The sequence below is a fragment of the Legionella rubrilucens genome (assembly GCF_001468125.1).
GTDB classification, from domain to species: Bacteria; Pseudomonadota; Gammaproteobacteria; order Legionellales; family Legionellaceae; genus Legionella_C; species Legionella_C rubrilucens.
In genome coordinates, this window is the sequence record NZ_LNYT01000020.1 from 444908 (window position 1) to 464320 (window position 19413).

Genomic DNA, 19413 nt, shown 5'->3' on the forward strand with positions numbered 1-19413 from the left:
GCGCTGCTGGCCGGTCTCAGCTTTTTTTATTGTTACCTTTAACACACGCTAACCCGCTGGATTATTACATCCAGCGTGAACGGGCACCGTCATTGCCTTTGGCTGAGAAAAAAATTCATGAAGGCCGTTTCCAGCAATGGATTGATCATCATCACCATGATCGGGGGACATTTACCCAACGTTACTATGTGGATGAAAGCTTTGCTGCTGGACACGATGCGCCTGTTTTTTTCTACATATGTGGTGAGGGGGCCTGTGAAAAACGTCATTTACAGGGTGCCATACGGCATTTTGCTCAACAGTTTCATGCCCGGCTGGTGGCTTTGGAACACCGTTATTACGGCGAAAGCCATCCTTTTGCCACGCTGTCCACGGCAAACCTCCGGTATTTATCCACCGATGCCGCGTTGGATGACCTGGCTAATTTCCAGCAACGCTTGAGCGAACAGCGGCAATGGACAGGCCGCTGGATCGCGTTTGGCGGTTCCTATCCCGGTTCGCTGGCAGCCTACTATCGTTTGAAATATCCGCAGCTTGCAGCAGGCGCCCTGGCATCTTCTGCGCCAGTGATGGCTAAAAGTGATTTCATTGAATACGATGCGCACGTGACGGAGGTCGCCGGTTCCGATTGCGCGGGCAGAATGCGGGAGGCGGTACGAGTTATCGAAGCGGCCTTGAAAGACCCCATGCGCCTGCAGGCAATCAAACAGATGTTTGGTGCCGAAGACATCAAAGAGAGTGTCGATTTTATTTATGTCGTCGCTGATTTGGGTGCCATGGCGGTTCAATACGGCATGCGCGACATGTTCTGTGAACAGTTAGCCTTGCCTGAAAAAACGGTTTTAGAGAACTACGCGGCTTTTGCCCAGGCTATTTTTAACCATTATGGCATCACCGCTGTCGAGCTCAGTGCGCAGGGCGCAATCAGTGAGGACGCGGCTGATTACAACAAAGCGTTTGGCCTGCGTGCCTGGCTTTATCAATCCTGCAGCGAATACGGTTACTGGCAGAACGCTCATCCGAATCCAGACAGGTCAACGCGATCCAGACTCATTAATGCTGAATACCATCAAATGCTCTGTAAACGGTTGTTTGGTCTTACGCAGCCTGCCAACACGGACAGGATGAATACCGCCTATTACTTTCCCTTGATGGAAAGCAGCATTGATAACATTCACTTCACCAATGGCGAACAGGATCCCTGGTCTTTGTTATCCTTAGCCGAACGCAACAACAATGCCGGCAATCCCGGGTTGACTTACAGTTTGATTTCAGGCGCCTCGCATTGTGACGATCTGGTCGCGCCGAGTGAAGCCGATTCAGACGCCCTGATTCAGACGCGTGAACGGACAGCCTTATTGTTGAAACACTGGCTGACAAGTTAAATTCAGGGTGAACTGGGATTGTCTGGTTGTCGTTAAATGCTATCACTGAGGGACGCTGCTCTCAGTGCCTCAGGACACGTATTACATGGAGAGAATAATGGCAAAAGTACTTTGCGTTTTGTATGATGATCCGGTCACCGGCTACCCTCAACACTATGCCCGTGAGGGTATTCCCCGCATCAGCCATTACCCTGGCGGCCAAACCTTACCCAATCCCGAGCGAATTGATTTTAAACCAGGCGAATTGCTGGGCAGTGTCTCTGGCGAGTTGGGTTTGCGCACTTTTCTTGAAAGCCAGGGTCATACTCTGATTGTCACGTCGGATAAGGACGGTCCCCATTCCCGTTTTGAACAGGAATTGCCGGATGCTGACATCGTTATCTCTCAACCATTCTGGCCGGCTTACCTGACGTCAGAGCGTTTGGCCAAAGCCAGGAAATTAAAATTAGCGATAACAGCCGGTATTGGTTCCGATCATGTGGATTTGAGTGCGGCCATGGCCCATGGCATTACGGTGGCTGAAGTGACTTACTCCAACAGCATCAGCGTGGCGGAACACGTGGTGATGATGATCCTGACGTTAGTTCGCCATTACATCCCCTCCTACCAGCAGGTTATTGACGGCGGATGGAATATTGCTGACTGTGTGACACGGTCTTATGATCTCGAAGGCATGGCAGTGGGTTCATTGGGTGCTGGTCGTATTGGTCTCGCTGCCATGCGTCGTTTAAAACCGTTTGACGTAACGCTGCACTATACCGATTATCACCGCTTGCCTGACGCGGTGGAAAAAGAATTAGGCCTTGTTTACCATCCTAATGTGGAGTCCATGCTGCCACACTGTGACGTGGTGACGATCAATGTGCCCCTGCATCCTGAAACAGAACATCTGTTTGACGATGAACTGCTGGCTCAAATGAAAAAAGGGGCGTACCTGATTAACACGGCACGAGGAAAGATTTGCGATCGGGATGCCATTGTTCGCGCCTGCAAGTCAGGACAGCTTGCCGGCTATGCGGGTGATGTCTGGTTCCCTCAGCCAGCACCGCAGAACCATCCCTGGCGTTTCATGCCTCACCATGCGATGACCCCCCATATTTCCGGCACCTCCCTGTCTGCCCAGGCCAGGTATGCAGCAGGAACGCGTGAAATACTGGAGTGCTGGTTGGCGGGCCGTCCGATCCGTGACGAATACCTGGTGGTGAATCAGGGACGTTTGGCCGGTGTCGGCGCTCATTCCTACACGGCGGGTAAGGTGTCTGTGGGGGTGGAGTAAAAGAGTGCATGGTTTCGCGCCATCCCTGGCTAAACGACGTCAGGGAGGCCGTTGCATGAAGTTGTTTCCTGTTTCTCGTCAAACGAGCAGAGTCAGCTATACTATGGGAATTGATTAAAACGTCTTGCTTTAAGCCGGCTGCGGCTTTATCGACCCAATGAATTCAGATTGCTTATGGTGTGGGAAAAATTAACCCGTGATTTTTATAACCGCGACACGGTGGATGTGGCTCAATCGTTGTTGGGCCACTACCTCATTCACCGTGTGGGGGATGAAGAGCGTGTCGGCAAAATCGTTGAAGTAGAGGCTTACCTCGGTCAACGGGATTTGGCCGCGCATTCCTCACGCGGCATCACGCCGCGCACGCGCGTGATGTTTGGTCCTCCCGGGTATGCTTATGTTTATCTCATCTATGGCATGTACCATTGCGTCAATGTGGTGACTGAGCCGGAAGGGCAGGGTACGGCGGTGCTGCTGCGAGCGCTTGAGCCCATTCAGAACCTTGCCAGCCGCACGGAGGGCCCTGGCCTGCTTTGCCGGGCCATGGGAATAGACAGGCAGTTAAATGCCCATGACTTGTTGAGTGACAATTTCTTTGTCGCTAAAAATCCTGCGGTTGAATCCTTTTCCATTATCAGGACCCCCCGCATCGGTGTGGATTATGCGAAAGAATGGGCAAAAGAGGAACTGCGTTTTTACATTAAAGACAACCCTTTCGTTTCCCGGCGTAAATAACGCTGACAAACCGCAATACCTTGGTTATGCTAGTGATTTAATGATTAGTCAGGACAGCCATGGAATCAGGTTATTTGTTGGTATTGGGGTTTTGCACCTGGACGTTGATTTTATTGTTCAGTATTGGTTTATTGCGTGTCAGTCTCACGGTAAGCGGTCAACGACGCGCCAATGCGTTTTCTCCTTTTGGCGATGATGTATCGCCGTTTGCCAATCGCTTATGCCGCGCCCATGCCAACTGTTATGAAAACCTCCCCGTGGTTGTAGGCGTGGTCTTTGTAGCCGCCATGACCCAGCAACTGTCTGTTATTAATCCCCTGGCGCTAACTTGTTTAACCTTGAGGGTATTGCAATCGATTGTTCATGTGTTGTCGACCCGTGTCCTGGCTGTGCTCGTGCGATTTTTATTTTTTGCAGGGCAGGTGTTTATCCTTTTCTACTGGATTATCCGCTTGTTCAGCCAGTCGATAGGCAGCGTTTAAGACGGTTGCCAAAGCATGAAATTAACGATTTTTCTGAGTTGACGGCGTATTAAATACGGCTAAAATGGGTCATTCAAATGAGGAGATGATCGATGCCGTTAGCCACTCTCGATATTCATGGTCTGGTCAGGGAAAAAACAAAGCTTGCTGTTGATCAATGCGGTTATGAGCAATTGCGAAACCATTGCCTTGAGGTCAGACCTTTAGATTCCGTTATTCAGATGGTAGCTCATCTGCTCATTACTGAATGTGAAAAAGATAAAAACGAGAGTAAGGAATTGCTCACGCAGGCTTCCTTTAAACAACAGGAAGAACAAGACAGGATAGAAGAGGTTAAGGATAACCTTGAGGCCACGAAGGACAGGGCGTTGGCTGAATCCTTATCCCAGACGCTTAACCACTTGAACAAACAAATCAGCCAGGGAAAAAGTCATCTTGAAACCCTTCGTTTACGTCATCAGGGAATAAGTAATCAACTGCTTGAGCTGAACAGGCAGATAAGTCAACTGGAAGAAAGCGCTCAGCACAGCCATGGCCACTCGACGGGTGCGCATCATCACGGGCATGCCGCGACTACCCATCACCACGATCACACGCCGCTTGTTCATCATCATGCTCATGCCGTTGTAAGCCATTACCCTGCTGAGGACTGGCAGACATTGACCTCACGGCGTAGTCATCTTGAAGGTCAATGCCGCAACGCGGAGCTTGACGTGTTCAGCGCAAAAACCACCCTCAGTCAATTAGAGGCAGCCTATGACAAAAACAGAACTGAATTAACAGAGATTATTCCTCGACGTCAAAAGGAGAGGCATCAGCGCAGTGTTGACCGGGAAACCCGGACAAAAGCACGCAATGAAGGCACAATGAATCAGCTATCCGAAAAAAAACGCAAGGAACTGGAAAAGGACATTCTGTTTTGCAATAAAAAACTGGAGCAAAAGAAAGAGGACCTTTTAAAAACAGCCACTGAGATCAGTTATCGCTGCTGCATTGATGTCCTGCGTTATGATGCCGACCTCAGCCGACTCGGTGGGCAGCAAAAACCTTTGCTGTGCATTGCCGAGACAATGAAGACCTACCTGCACGAAAAAGAAAAAGAGAAGCACGAGAGGATGAATCTTGAGCAAGCAGAGTCGCTTTACAACACCTTGAGGCAGGCATTGGCAAATGCCAGAAACCGCCTGCAGAGTCTTTTGCAATCCAACCCGCAATTGCTGAAACGAAATGAGCAATTGGCGGCAGAGAATGAGGACTTACGTGCTCAGGTTGCACGGCGGGAACCGGTGCGTCGTCGAACCCTTGTTGCCTCAACGTTTGCTTTCTTCGCTGCGGCTCTTGGCATTGGCATTCCTTTCGCCTTGCCATTGACAACGCTGCCTGTCGCTGCCGGCTTATGGCCCCTGCTGTTTATACCGGGCGGAGCAGCCGCGCTGGTATTGGTGGGTTTGCTCATTACAGTCCTGGTTTATACGCTAATGAATAATGCAAGCCAGAGGCAACTTACAGAAAAAGCCAGCGAAATGAGGCAAAACACCCAAACCTTCCAGGATCAGGCAAAGGAAATCAGTGAACTTAAGGAGAAAAAAATTCCTGATCTGGAGGAGGAGGTTAACAGGAGCTATTTAAGCATCAATGAAATCAAAGGCAAAATAAGCTTGCATGCTGAAACAGCCGCCTTCTATCACAACAAAGCGGGCCAGATACAAGCCATGGATATGCCGTTTGCCGCCAATTCAGAGCAGTTTTTCGCCCTCCCCGTGCAGGGTCAATACGCCCCTTCAGCACCGCCGGTTGATTCGTTGGGTATGGACTAAAAACTGATTTTGGCTATCGCCGGTTGCATGGCAATAGCTGGCGATTAATACCCAAAGGTAGATTTGTCGGAGTAGGTTGGATTCTTGTCCAGGTCGCCCACTTCAGGGACAGGATTCTGTGCTTTGTCAGCTTTCCTGCTCGGTATTTCGGGATCAGCGCTTGACTGGGAAGCTGATTTTCCTTTGGATTCCAGGTACTGAGTGCTGGATCTTACTTTTCCGTCATAGCCTGTTTTTCTCAACCCTGACATCTGTTCATTGGCGGCTCGTTCTTCTGGCGTTTCAACGCGGGATGACATTAAGCCAACGGTCATGAGATTAACCGCGTCAGGGGAAATCAGGTGAATGGCGGCGAGAAATTTCGCCACGTACAATAGCGGATTGAAACCGCGTGTCTCTGCATCACTGGTAACGGCGGTGCCAGTGGCCATTTCAACGTTATCGTGTTTGGTGCGTGTACTGCCATAGGTTTTAAAAAACGCCAGTTTGTCCTCTGGGGAGTCATTATAACCCAGCAATACCCCTGTGTCGGCGAACTGCCGGCGCAATGCGGCACGTTGTTCGTCAATTTCACCGGCACGATCGGCGGCACTCATGCAGCCGCCCATCAACGTGCCGATGCTTTCAGCCAGCAGCCCCTCATAGTTGGCTTTGGCAATCTCTTTTCTGTCGGCTAAATGCTTGATGTAGGAGGGGGCGTTAAGCGGAAAAGCGAGAATAGTGAATACTGTGGCAAGCGTCCATAAGACAAAACGCGTGGTCCAATTGATTAGATGACCAATCACCGGAACGGTGTCGCGAACGTCGCGGGTAAAATTGGAAATCACACGACGCATGGAGCCAAACCAGGTTTCATGCACGGTGCACTTTAATTCAACTGCGGCTTGCAGGCTTAAATTAAGCGTCTCACAGTTAAGCTCGCTGAGATCGCCGGGCAGAGGGTTGTTTCGCAGGTAAGTGCTGAATTGACGAACTGCCGTCTTGACTTTTTCTCCCCGGTGTTTATGAGGTGTAAGCAGCGAATGGTCGCGTGACTTTAGGAAATCGATAATAATGCTTAGGTTGTCATTGTTCAGTTGCTGGTTGCACTGTTCAAAAAGCACGACAGCATTATTAATCAATTGGCGGGCGTGATTGACATCCTTATTGCGAATCCGGGCACGCGAATGCCACATGTTCACGCAATTGTTGGTTTCCAAAAGACTGATCTTGACTTCCCGGTATTGATCATACGGGTAGGTAGTAAGCAATTTTCCCCGCTGACCCGATGGGCCCTCGTATACCTCAATTCCGTTGTCTGTCTGCTTGATTAACGATTTGTTTAAGATCAAAACCTGATGGGGTTTTTCTCTCTTACAAAGAATCAGGCTTTTCGACAACATGGTACGAACCGCCTCATTGGCTTCCTGTTTCGCATCGATGACACTGCCGTCAAAACCACTGACGGCTTTGGTTTGATCAGGGGATAATGTGACTTCATCGCCGATTAATGTCTGATGAAGAATAGTTAAAGGGATGGAACGATTGTCAGCATCCTGGAATAAACACCCCCAATTGTCCATAAAGGTCGTGACTTCCTGTGCCAGGCGAACTCTACTGAAAAGCTGCAGGTGATTGAAATCGGTCAGTTTCTGGCGCTCGATGGGATTTTTTATTTCGAGTGGGTCGGTAATGGCCATGCGTACATGGTGTCCCATGTGCACCAGGCGATTATTGCCATCGACAATAAAGTCGGTGCAATCAAAGGCATTGGCTGGATTGGGGGTAAAACGCGTCATGGGCGTGGAAGACAGGGAAGCAAGCTGTTCCTTGTTGTCATCAAGGAATTTCTTAAACCAGCTGCCGGCCATGTTGTCGTGGTTCAAACCCAGCTTCTCGGCAAAATCGTGAAGCCACATCCGATCTTTTGTTTGCCATAAATCCAATCGGCTATCGCCTCCCCTTATGCGGAATTCGGAGGGGCCAAAGGTCATCGGTTCGGCGTAGCGAAGCATGGTATGAGAAGAACCTTGCGCTTTTCTTTCTATACTGCAATGCGCAATGCAAAGATCCCGTTTCCAGACAAAATCACGGACTAAGCCAATGGCTTTTTCAGCATGGCTGCGTTTCGTAACCACATTGTATTCCACAAGCAGCGAAGCTAAGGCTGCATTAAACCGCTTTAATTCTTTCATGGCGGCGGCAATTTGTTTTTCACCTTCCAAATCAGCTCCATGATTGGCCATTTGATTTTTGAAGTGGAAAATAAGCGTCATCAGAGCGTCTATCGCCTTTTGATCAGGATGCTCAGTCAGTAATTGCAGGGCGCCCTGGCTGTTTCGAAGTCTAAGAGGAATCGCGTGCTTTAATATTTCAATTACCGCATTGGCCGAATCAATGCCCCGGGCGAAAATATCAGAGACATCGCTATTAAAATTCTTTTGTCGATTGGGATCGAAAACACGGATGGTTTTTTTGCCAAAGGCCGAGTTTTGTTTAAACTTGATTTCCACGGATTTGGTATTCAGATGCGCTTTGCGTACATCAATCAGGCGGTTCTGAAGTCCGGTTAATACTGCCTTAAGGTGTTCCGGTTTATCATTGGATGGCGGCAACAGGGGGACTGCGCTGGGTGCCATTAATCTTATCCAGCGAAACTGTGCATCGTTTATTTTATCTTCAAATTGAATACTGGCTACCGCTTGCCGTAACTCCAGAGCCTGCTGTTCAGTTAATGGCATGTCTGATGTTCCAAATTTGCCCATGGTATGTACATAAAATACCATACTTTGCTTAGCTGATTATTAACAGAGGTTATCAATGGGTATTTTTTTTCATTGTTCCGTATCGAAAACCCGCTATGATAGGATTCTTTCACAAGGAGGTTCACATCATGGAAAGCAGGGTACGGCGTTTAGCCTGTTTATTGATTTTTTTGGGCACACTGACGGCGCAGGCTTCTCCTCCAATCGCATATACCGACACAGGGAAAGGCCCGGCTCTGGTTTTTATTCATGCATTTCCAACGGATAAACGTTTATGGATTCCGCAACAATCCTTAGCCAGCCACTTTCGTGTCATTAGTCTTGATCTGTGGGGGTTTGGTCAATCCCAATCCGTCAGTGGCGAAGCCGTCAGTATGAGTGAGTATGCGGATGAGGTGGCCTTGCTGCTTCAACACCTGCGGATTAAAAAAGCCATTCTTGCCGGAGAATCCATGGGAGGCTATGTCGCTTTGGCTTTTTTGAAAAAATACCCGCTTAAGACGGCGGGTTTGATCTTATCGGACACACAGGCGGTTGCGGATACTGTACCCATGCAGGAAAAAAGAGAACAGGCCGCTCAGGACATCCTGCAGCATGGAAACAAAGCCTTTATCGAGGGGTTTTTGCCCAAGGCATTATCAACTCATGCCTCGACGGCATTGCGCATGTGGCTCCACAATGTCTTATCGGCGCAGCCACCCGAGGCCTTGGCCTCGGCATTACGCGGCATGGCGGTACGAGACGATTCAACCCGGCTTTTGGCTGAAACGGACTTACCGGTGCTTTTCATAACCGGCGCGGAGGATACCTTGATTTCACCTGAGCAAAGCCGGACCATGCAGACCATCACCCGGCAGAGCAGGCTTGTGGTAATTGAAGAAGCAGGTCATTTGGCGAATCTTGAAAAGCCAGCGGCGTGGAGTCAGGCGGTAATCGATTTTTTTGTGCCCTCCACCCGTGTTGAAGGCGATAAAAGATGAATTCTAAAGGGCTTTGGTGTAACCTAAGCCCGAGAAAACAGGAGAAGACAGGATGAGGTAGATGACGGCGTATACGGTGTATATGCTTCGCTGTGAAAATGGCAGTCTTTATACGGGCTACACGACTCATCTTGAGCGTCGCTACCAGGCCCATCTGGCAGGAAAATGCAAATACACCCGCAGTTTTAAACCAGTCGAAATTGCTGCTCATTGGCAAGTCTTTGACAAATCCGCCGCCCTAAAGCTTGAGCGTTTTATCAAGACGCTGTCGCGTCAGGAAAAGGAAGCCTTGTTGACGTTGCCCAGTCTTTGTCCATTCATGACTAATATCCCGGATAAACGGGAGGTTGAGGAAAGCTGATGAATCAAAAAGTGTTTGTAAACCGCATTTTGAATATGAAGAAAATCAAGTACATTGGTCTGGATATGGACCATACCTTGCTCCGTTACAACACCAAAAAACTTGAAACGCTGGTTTACACACTGGTTGTGGAAAAATTAATCAGCCACAACCATTATCCTGCAGCTATCCGAACGTTTCGGTTTAATTTCGATGATGCCATTCGAGGTCTGGTGATTGACAGCAAAAATGGCAACCTGCTTAAACTGAGCCGGTATGCGGCCATTCGCCAGAGTTATCATGGCACCCGTCCCATCAGCTATGCTGAGCAGCAGGAAATTTACCGCAGTATCTATGTGGATTTAAGCGATGCCAATTACAAGGCTATCGATACCTCCTTTTCGATTGCTTTCGCTGTGTTGTACAGTCAGTTGGTTGATTACAAGGATGAATACCCCAATCAGTTGCCAAGTTATCATGACATTGCCATGGATGTGCTGAAATACGTTGACATGGCGCATGCCGATGGCAGCCTTAAAAAAGCGATCAGTGAAAACCTTAATGAGTACGTCATCAAGGACAAGGACGTGGTGGAGGGACTTCAATGGTATATCCGCCATGGTAAAAAGATTTTTGTACTGACCAATTCCGATTATTTCTACACCAAACTGATGCTTGATTACGCCATTAATCCCTTTCTCGACGAGGGGAAAGACTGGACCAGTTTGTTTGAGTTTGTGATTACTCTGGCGAATAAACCGCGGTTTTTTTATGACAACCTCCGTTTTTTACACATTAATGCGGCAGACGGCAGCATGACCAATTTGAATGGGCCGATTGTCCCTGGAATTTATCAAGGCGGCTGTGCTAATAAATTCACCCATGATCTTAACTTGAAGGGCGATGAAATTCTTTACATCGGCGACCATATTTATGGCGATATTGTTCGTTTGAAGAAAGATTGTAACTGGCGTACGGCGTTGGTAGTCGAAGAATTGGGCGATGAAATTGAGGCTCAGGCCAACGCTTTGCCGACCACGCTAAAAATCGGTGAAGCCATGACTGTTAAAAAAACGCTGGAGCAGCAGTATGTGGAGCTCTGTACCCAACGCATTGATGAGCACTCCAAAGCCTTTGATGAAGACATCAATGAGTTACAGAAAAAATTAACCGCCATTGATGCGGAGCTGGCGAAACTTCTGCAGGAGCAGCATCAATACTACAATCCCAAATGGGATCGGGTTTTCCGTGCGGGTGCTGAGGAAAGCTATTTTGCCTACCAGGTGGATCGTTTTGCCTGCATTTACATGGCGAAGTTGTCTGATTTGTTGGCGCATTCACCCATCACCTATTTTCGCGCCAATCGCAGACCCCTGGCACATGACATCGATTTTATCGCGGCAACTCCCACGGCGGATAAATACCCCCCGCGCTAGGCAAGACTGCCTGCTGTAATCCCTAACCTCGACTCACCGCCCTCTCAGGAGGGCGAAGCGACGCCAATGGTGCTGTCGGGAGGGTCGAATCATGCGCTGCAGTCATCAACTATTTATTTTTAATCAATCACTGGCTATTAATTCTTCCTTAATCTGTCTTTGTTATTCTAAACGCCTAAAGGGTGTTGCGGGTATTGGTCATGGCGGGTTATAAGGGTTTAGGTAATGGCGCTACGGAACGTATATTAGAGAAAAATTTCTCTCATACACAAGTTGCTGCGGGCGATGACCTGAATCAATCATTCAAATATTGCATAGAAACAATCGATGACGACAACCAGCTTCTCGTTATTTTGACGCCCATCCATTTGATCCCTAATCAACAGGATATTGGCAGTGTACTCACGGGCTTCCGACAGCGCATTCCCGAGTTCCAAACTCGACAGCACCGTTTTCATGTTCTCGCCGGTGTCGTCGGCAACGGCGTAACCGAACGCCACATTGTTAGCATGTATGTGCCGCCCAATGGGGATATTCATTTTTTTGATCCTAAGGCAAGCGATCGGGAAAAATTTTTTTCGGATAAACTCATTGATCAGACGTTCAGCTGGCGTCGGCTGTTTCCTGCTTTATGGAATTCTTTGTCGCCAAGACCCACGTCGTCCTTTACTCTGTCTGATGGGGAGGACATCAACAGGCCGGCAGTTCATTTCGCCTTAGGCACCCAATCGTTTTATGACGGGGTTTCCTGCGGTTATCATCATGCGGCGCAACTGTTGGTGTTAAAACACCTCATCATGCAAGGCAAGCGTGTGACGGTTGACGCCTTACTGGACAAACTCCGCAATCCCGTCCATGAAAGCAGTGAGGCGCTCAAGCAAACCCCTTATGAATCGCAGGCTACGAACCGCTTTTTGGCATTCATGAAGAAAGCCTGGCTTGACACCTACCTGCCGGATAAAATCGAAGAAGAGCGTGAACCCCTGCATTTTGGCCATTATTTTATGGGTTGGCCTTCCCAAAAAGGCACTTTCCGTAAAGTGGTGTACTTCCTCACGCTGGGTTTTATTTTGAATCCCTTAATCAACGTGATCAAGCTGCCGGAACTATTAGCCAATGGCATATCGGAGTCGTTCAGTTTTCTTAAAAACAGTCTGATAAACTGGGCTCCGACCCATCCGGCGACGCAGTTTTTTCGTAGCGGCCTGTTATTAAGCACCATTGGCCTGCAGGGACTGTTCAAAGGCTTGTATTTTGCGATTCGCACAGTCACGTCTCCTGTTACCAGTTTTAAAGAGGCCTGGCGTATTCATCCCGCGCTGGGTATTTTAAGCGCTGTTGTTTCATTAACCGTTTATGCGGCTCTGGTTTACTTTGCCGCGCCTGTTGTTGTGCCAATCCTCATGGCAGCCGGCCCTGCCGCTGCCCCTGCTTTTAATGCGCTGGCTTACCCTCTGGTGCAGTTGTTTGGTTTGATCGGCGTGTCGCTGACGACAGGGACGGCGGCGGCCGGGACATTAACGCTGGGCGCTGTCATTGTTCAGGCTGGCCGATTATTACTGAATAAACTGGTTGATACCGTGGAAAAAAAACTTCCCAAAAAAGAAGCAATCCAAAAGCCCGTCCAGGATTCGAAACTTCCGAATGCCAGCAATGTCAACGAAGTGTTTAAGAAAAATGGAATTGAAACAACCAGTAAGGAAGAGAAGGATGCTTTTGTGCTTGTAAATCCTTCCAAGGCGCCAGTCGATGGCAAAAAAGGGGCTGCTCCTTCTGTAAAGTCTCTCGACATCGAGGAAGCGTCTGAGCCTTCAAAGCTCAGCGACCTGGGTGACCAAACTAGCGATTCCCTGGAGTCCGGTTGGGTTTTTTAACCCGCTTCAGGTAAGCCGATAAGGATTTTAACCACTGGAGCGTTTTCTGATATCCCCTGGTTCTGTCGGTGAAAGGCTTTAATCGCAGCAATTCATATTCGCGATAATACTGGCTGAGTTTGATCCTTAAGGCGGGAAACTGCTGCCCCAATGTCCGTAATTGATCATTTAACGTCGCGGGTGGGGCGACATCAACACCCAGGGCTTTAAAGCGTTTTTTTAATCTTGCGTATTCACGCGACAGGGGATCGTGGTACCGGTGCTGCTGCCATTGATAAATCAGGCTGCCGATCAATAAAAAGGCGAGCAGGGCCGCAATAGACGCCTTGAGCAGGGTTTGACCGTCCCAATGGTTGAGGCCCAGCTCCTTTAAGAAAGCTCGCTGGTTATCGTAATTATAAAAAAGCAGCCACCGCTCCCAAAAAAATTGCAGGGATTCGAGAAACAGCCCAGTCTGCGCAAGCCAGGGGAGCGATCCTCCCTGGGACCACTGCGAGGCGAGCGCGTTCCCCTGTTTGTCACGGATGGCCCGGTCAATCCGCTCGGGGGCAATGTAGAGTGTCGGATCCAGACGCCGCCATCCTTTACCCTCCTGCCAGTATTCAATCCAGGCGTGTGCATCATTCTGCCGCACGGTCAGGTAGTGGGACATGGGATTCCATTGTCCGCCATGATAACCCACCACCACCCGGGCAGGGATCCCCACCGCCCGCAGGATAAAGGCCACCGAACTGGCGTAGTATTCACAGTACCCCCTGCGCTGTTCAAACCAGAAATAATCCATCTGATGGAAGCGCCTGGGGTTGTTAACCGACAGACTGTACCAGAAAGGTTCGTTGTGAATGTACTGCTTCAATTGATTGATAAATGCCTCCGTATCTCCCTGAACGGCGGTGAATTGCTGCTTCGCAAAGGCGCGCAGTCGCGGATTGTTGGCAGACGGTAAATACGTGTTTAATTGCCTGTCTCTGGCAGAAATGGGCAGATAAAAGGGTCTTTTTTCAACGACGGCATAGGCAAACCGCTGATACACGTCGCGATCCCCTGGCTGCACCAGCCCAAGTCCTGGAGCATACAGCAGGTTGGGATTGGCAGCATAAGGGTAATCCTGGTAAAAAAGCCATTTTTTCTGGTGCGGCTCAAGCAGGATCTGATAGTCGGCTGTCTGTCCCTGCGGGATTTTTTCAAGGGGCGGAAAATAGGTGCTGTCCCGTTGGAGGGCAGTCCAGCGCCAGCCATCGTAGTGACTCAGCACAATGCCGCGCCAGTAGAGTGTGGGCAAAAAAGTCGGTTTAAACGTCACCCGCATAACGATTGAATCATCATTAAAAAGCTCATTCATTTTGTCAAGGGTCAGTTCTTCATTAAATCCCAATTGACCTCGTGACAGGGAGGGTACCTGCCAGAGGGGATTGGTTAATCGCGGAAAAAGATAGAAAACCAACAGCGTAATGGGAATGGCTAGCAACAGGTGTCTGATAACCAGTCTGCCGCCCAGGGCCCAGGGGGTTTCAGGAGCAAAGAGTTTAAGCATCAACAACAGATTGGCCAACACAGCGAGGAGAAGGTAAATAAAAATCCATAACTCCTGGTAAATGATGAGGTTAGTCAGGATTAAATAGAAGTTACAGAGAATGATGACGCGTAAATCGCGCAGGTTTTGCAGTTCCAGACTTTTTAAAGCCACAAAAAGCAGCAGGAAGCCAATAAAAAATTGCCCTGACCACAGGGTACCGTATTGCCAGAATAACAAGGCCAGGCATAGTGCAATCAAACCGAGTCTTATTCCGCTTGACGGCAACGGCACGGGATAATAACTCACCAGCAGGCGGTAGCCGATTGCACTTAAAATAATCAGCGACAGCAATACCGGCATGTTCATTCCATGCGGCAAATAACAGAACATCATCACCAACAGGGCCAGACGCAGTGTGGGGGTGTGCGTGGTTAAATCCATCAGTAAGCTGCCAGTTGGCGTAAGCACTGTTTTAAATGATTGGCACCCTGGGAGAAGGCGGTGCGAATCCCCCTTAATTCAAGCCCATACACCAAACCCTGCTGCTCAGCCTCAATTAGCCAATAACTGAGATGCTGTAATTTCTGTTCAATGTCCATGGCCGGCATGTCATCGAGTTTAAACAACCAAAGCCGGCCTTCCGGATTGCTCATTGTTTTAAGATACCAACCCTGGCCTCGAGCGGCAATCTTCCAGGCGATGCGATTAACCTGAACCCAGGGATTACCCACGGGCCTTAAATTTTCCAGATCCTCAATGCCCGTCTGGCTTATTTTATGACTACCCTCCTCGCTGGAGGCTGCTTTTGGCCAGAAACCGGGTGACACGGGCTCGGGGTAAACAGAATAGGTTTTGTCAAAAAAAACATACCCCCAGGTGCGGAAGAGACCAAAAGGAAAAACACTATGGAACTGGATGGGCGGCAGTGTAAAACAACCGCGCCTTTCGCCTGGCAGATAAAGTGTTAATTCCTTCCCCTCTTCAGGCAGGCAATCGATGGTTTGGTGTGTCTGAGGCGGTATGGCGCAGTGCAAACTGAAGCGTTGTCCATGTGCGCTTTTAACCAGCAGCCGCACGGCCACAGGTGAGCCTCTGGGGACATCGACAATCTCCGAGCTGGTAATGGTCAATCCTTTCAGGTTGGCATGGGTGGCCCAGGCACTGATCATGCCGATAATCGCTAAAAAAAACGTAAATAAAAAAATGGCGCTGATTTGGTAGTTGATGGCACAAAGAAACAAGGTCAACAGCACGGCCCCATAGGCCCAGCCAAAACCGGAAGGTAAAATGTAGAGATTGGCGTTTTCCAATCGTTGCGGCTCGCCGGGGGCATTGCGACGTCTTGCCCATTGAAACCAATACTGTTTGATGCGCTCGGTCATGAACGTGTTCAAAGTGGAACCTCAACCTGATTAAGCAACATTTCGGCTGGGGAATGCTGAATGTGGGCCTGTTTAATCACCAGGCGATGATTGACCACAGCCGGCATCACCGCCTGCACATCGTCAGGGCGCACAAAATCGCGCTCCTCGGTTCGGGCATAGGCTTTAGCCGCCCGTACAAGCGCCATGCCCGCTCGCGGGCTTAAACCATGATTAAACCAGCCCTGATGGCGGCTGGCGGCCAGAATGTTCTGGATGTAGTCCAACACGGTGTCGGCGACGTGCACTTGAAGGCTTTGTTGCTGCCAGGTCAGAAGCTGTTCAATGCTACTGACTGGCGGCTGTTCAAAAATTTTACCATTTTCTGGCAGTTTCAGCAGTTGCCGTTCGGCCTCAGGAGGAGGGTAGCCGATGCTTAAGCACATCAGGAAACGATCCAGCTGGGATTCCGGCAGAAAATAGGTCCCGGTCTGATGGGATGGATTTTGGGTGGCAATCACAAAAAAAGGTTCCGGCAGGGGGTGCGTGCCATTTTCCGTGGTTACCTGGCGTTCCTCCATGGCTTCAAGCAGAGCGCTCTGGGTTCGTGGCGTTGCACGATTCACTTCATCGGCAAGGATGAGTTGTGAAAAAATCGGGCCGGCATGGAAGCGAAACTGCTGCGTCGTTGCGTCAAAAATGGACACACCGATTAAATCACTGGGCAACAGGTCGCTGGTAAACTGAATGCGGCGGTATTGCATGCCGGTAAAGTGGGCCAGGGCATGGCTGAATGTGGTTTTGCCCATGCCCGGTATGTCTTCAAGAAGCAAATGCCCATTGGCAAGCAGGCAGCTTATCCCCAACCGAATCACCTCTTCTTTTCCGTAAAGGGCTTGGCTAAGTGCTTGTTCTAATTGTTTAATCATAGAGAAAATCATCCTGATTTCTTTACTATTAGTATAGAAAGAGTTGCCGGGCTTTACAGCCTGGCTTTGAGTAAAAAGTTTCAAAACAAGGTTGGCCTGCGTCTATACTAATAAGAATAAAAGGGTTTATTACGGCAACTCGACAGGACGTTATGGAAAAAAGAGCAGCTTTTAATCATCTGGCTTACGTACAGAAGGTTAGTCTATCGTGCCCAAGAATATTCTGAGAGCGCAGGTCAAGTTGCTTTATGATCAAATCCCCGTGGCCTTGTTCGGAGAATGCCTGGCGGTTACCTCCATTTGTGTTGCTTTATGGACTGTCTTTGACCAACGGGTGTTGATCGGTTGGCTGCTTTACATGTTCATTGCATCGGCCACCTGGCGGGGTTACATTGTCTGGCGTTACCGGCACCATTACGAAGCACGGAGCCAGAAAGCCTGGCTTACTCTGTTTGTGATTGGGGTATTGATTTCAAGCCTTGGCTGGGGATTTGCCGCCGGCGTTTTCATTCCGGTTGACAGTGTGTTTCAACAGAATTTCGTGGTGATCGTGCTGTTGGGTATTACGGCCTCGGCCAGTTCGTATTATTCCCCCATTCGCTCCGTGTACATTGCTTTCCTGTTACCGGCTGTTCTACCCTATGCGTTTTGGCTTTTTGCCCAGGGCGGGGATAATATTCTTCTCGGCTATTGCGTGTTTCTTTATATTTTCGTGATGCTTGGGTCCTCTCACTACTTGAATTCACTGGTGGTGTCCTCGCTGGAATTGCGTTTAACCAACATTGATTTGGGTTTTAATAACCAGCTTCTGGAAAAAAAGGTGGCGGAGCGTACTAATGCACTGGAAAAATCCTTTGATATCCTGCGTGCCAGCCTTGAATCGAGCGAATTTGGTGTGCTGGTGGTCGATAATCATGGCCATATTGAGTATTTTAACCAGACTTTTCTCGACATGTGGGAAATCCCTCAGAACGTCATCACGGGCTACACTTACCAGGATGTCAGCCAGCATATTTTATCCAAACTGGAAAACCCGGACGCCCATGCCCGAAAAATGCAGCATTTTCATGAGCAGTCAGCGCATGAGTGGATTGATGAGTTGACCTGCAAGGACGGTAAATTTTTTGAGCTCTATGTCAAGCCGCATGGCACGGACAAAGGCAAGGCCGGGCATATCTGGCAGTATCGTGACATCAGTGAGCGAAAACAGATGGAGCATCAACTGGCCTATCAGGCTAACCATGACCTCCTGACTAGCCTCCCGAACCGCACGCTGCTCTATGATCGCATTGAACAGGGTATCGTTTACGCGCAACGTTTTCAAAATCATTTAACACTGTTATTCCTTGATGTGGATAATTTTAAAATCATCAATGACTCACTGGGTCATAATGCCGGCGATCAATTGTTGCAGGAGGTTGCTGCCCGTTTAAAGGAGTGTGTGCGTAAAAGCGATACAGTATCCCGCTTTGGCGGCGATGAATTTGTAATCTTGTTCATGAACAGCCGCAGGGAAGACATCACCGTGCTTGCTGATCATATTCTCAATAAAGTGACGCAGCCGATTAAACTCAGTGGCCATGACATCGTTGTCACCACGAGCATTGGCATCAGCACTTACCCTCATCACGGCAAGGATGCCACGACACTGCTGAAAAACGCGGACATGGCCATGTACTTTGCCAAGCGTCAGGGGAGAAATAATTACCAGTTGTACGATGAAGAAATCAATTACCAATCGCAGAAGAAACTCGAAATTCAAAGCCAGATTCGCAATGCAATAAAAAACAAAGAATTTTTCATGCTTTATCAACCGATTATCCATATTGAAACCGGCGAAATCTGTGCCGTGGAGGCCCTGATGCGCTGGCAGCACCCCGATTTCGGCCTCCTGTTACCCAATGATTTTATTATTGCCGCCGAAGAATGCGGATTAATTGTTCCCCTGGGCGAATGGGGGATTAGGACGGCCTGCCTGCAGAATGCCGCCTGGCAAAAAATGGGGCTGCCACCTATCCGCATCGCCGTGAACGTGTCCGGCGTGCAGGTCAAGCGCGAGGGGTTTATCGATACGCTGGAGGATATCCTTAAACAATCCAGAATGGACCCGGGTTATCTCGAAATCGAATTGACTGAGAGCACGCTCATGGACAACACCAAGAAAATCATTTCCCTGTTACTGAAACTGGATTCCATTGGTATTGATTTTGTCATTGATGATTTTGGTACCGGGTATTCCAGCTTGAATTACCTGAAAAAATTCCCGGTAAACAAGCTTAAGATTGACCAATGCTTTGTTCGTGATTGCACCAAGGACAGCAATGATGCGTCCATCGTCGAGGCGATTATTGCCATGGGGCATGGGTTGAAGTTGAAAGTGATTGCCGAAGGGGTTGAAAACAAGGAACAATTGCAACTGCTTAAAAATCTCGGCTGTGATCAGGGGCAGGGCTATTATTTTGCCGAGCCCCTGAAGGCCGATGATTTTGCCGATCTGCTTCGCCAGAATACCCTGCGTGCGATTGCTTCGCGCTAGCC

The 19413-nt window shown here is 49.1% G+C and carries 14 protein-coding genes; 10 read left to right on the plus strand and 4 right to left on the minus strand.

The features are described 5' to 3' along the window. Positions 1-29 precede the first annotated feature (29 nt). From Lrub_RS09775 to Lrub_RS09795, 5 genes are all read left to right on the plus strand, one after another. Positions 30-1385 (plus strand): S28 family serine protease, encoded by a 1356-nt coding sequence (locus tag Lrub_RS09775; RefSeq protein WP_237760794.1) that lies wholly within the window; start codon positions 30-32, stop codon positions 1383-1385. A 97-nt stretch (positions 1386-1482) separates the two neighbouring features. After that, positions 1483-2661 carry an NAD-dependent formate dehydrogenase gene (locus Lrub_RS09780; RefSeq protein ID WP_058531922.1) on the plus strand — a complete coding sequence of 393 codons (1179 nt, stop codon included), beginning with the start codon at positions 1483-1485 and terminating at the stop codon, positions 2659-2661. 174 nt (positions 2662-2835) lie between these two features. Further along, complete coding sequence (locus tag Lrub_RS09785) at positions 2836-3396, plus strand: DNA-3-methyladenine glycosylase (protein WP_058531923.1); 561 nt, start codon at positions 2836-2838, stop codon at positions 3394-3396. Between the two features lie 59 nt (positions 3397-3455). Beyond that, on the plus strand, positions 3456-3878 hold the full coding sequence (locus Lrub_RS09790; RefSeq protein WP_058531924.1) for an MAPEG family protein: 423 nt from the start codon (positions 3456-3458) through the stop codon (positions 3876-3878). A 92-nt stretch (positions 3879-3970) separates the two neighbouring features. Further along, on the plus strand, positions 3971-5695 hold the full coding sequence (locus tag Lrub_RS09795; RefSeq protein ID WP_058531925.1) for a hypothetical protein: 1725 nt from the start codon (positions 3971-3973) through the stop codon (positions 5693-5695). A 44-nt stretch (positions 5696-5739) separates the two neighbouring features. On the opposite strand, the gene Lrub_RS09800 is transcribed toward Lrub_RS09795, so the two are convergent. Next, positions 5740-8415, minus strand: a complete 2676-nt coding sequence (locus tag Lrub_RS09800; protein ID WP_133134044.1) for a hypothetical protein — start codon at positions 8413-8415, stop codon at positions 5740-5742. A 152-nt stretch (positions 8416-8567) separates the two neighbouring features. Here Lrub_RS09800 and Lrub_RS09805 point away from each other — a divergent pair, with 152 nt between their 5' ends. The 4 genes from Lrub_RS09805 to Lrub_RS09820 all read left to right on the plus strand — a co-directional run bounded on the left by Lrub_RS09805 (position 8568) and on the right by Lrub_RS09820 (position 13069). Further along, entirely contained in the window at positions 8568-9419 is an 852-nt protein-coding gene (locus Lrub_RS09805; protein ID WP_058531927.1) for an alpha/beta fold hydrolase, read from the plus strand. Positions 9420-9480: 61 nt separating this feature from the next. After that, a complete protein-coding gene (locus tag Lrub_RS09810) occupies positions 9481-9780 on the plus strand; it encodes a GIY-YIG nuclease family protein (protein WP_058531928.1) in 300 nt (99 codons plus the stop codon). After that, the gene (locus tag Lrub_RS09815) at positions 9780-11195 is read left to right on the plus strand and encodes an HAD-IG family 5'-nucleotidase (protein WP_058531929.1); all 1416 of its coding nucleotides are present in this window, start codon (positions 9780-9782) and stop codon (positions 11193-11195) included. Before Lrub_RS09810 ends, Lrub_RS09815 begins: the two co-directional genes overlap by 1 nt. A 200-nt stretch (positions 11196-11395) precedes the next feature. After that, positions 11396-13069, plus strand: coding sequence for a hypothetical protein (locus Lrub_RS09820; protein ID WP_058531930.1), 1674 nt, complete (start codon positions 11396-11398; stop codon positions 13067-13069). Here Lrub_RS09820 and Lrub_RS09825 read toward each other — a convergent pair. From Lrub_RS09825 to Lrub_RS09835, 3 genes are read right to left on the minus strand one after another with little or no spacing between them, the layout of a single operon-like run. Beyond that, entirely contained in the window at positions 13035-15026 is a 1992-nt protein-coding gene (locus tag Lrub_RS09825; RefSeq protein WP_058531931.1) for a transglutaminase TgpA family protein, read from the minus strand. The genes Lrub_RS09820 and Lrub_RS09825 overlap by 35 nt on opposite strands. After that, positions 15026-15967 (minus strand): DUF58 domain-containing protein, encoded by a 942-nt coding sequence (locus Lrub_RS09830; protein ID WP_058531932.1) that lies wholly within the window; start codon positions 15965-15967, stop codon positions 15026-15028. Before Lrub_RS09830 ends, Lrub_RS09825 begins: the two co-directional genes overlap by 1 nt. Before the next feature lie 8 nt (positions 15968-15975). Continuing rightward, complete coding sequence (locus Lrub_RS09835) at positions 15976-16875, minus strand: AAA family ATPase (RefSeq protein ID WP_193392353.1); 900 nt, start codon at positions 16873-16875, stop codon at positions 15976-15978. A gap of 208 nt (positions 16876-17083) precedes the next feature. Between Lrub_RS09835 and Lrub_RS09840 the strand changes: the two genes are divergently transcribed. Next, positions 17084-19411 carry a putative bifunctional diguanylate cyclase/phosphodiesterase gene (locus Lrub_RS09840; RefSeq protein ID WP_237760795.1) on the plus strand — a complete coding sequence of 776 codons (2328 nt, stop codon included), beginning with the start codon at positions 17084-17086 and terminating at the stop codon, positions 19409-19411. Positions 19412-19413: the final 2 nt, after the last annotated feature.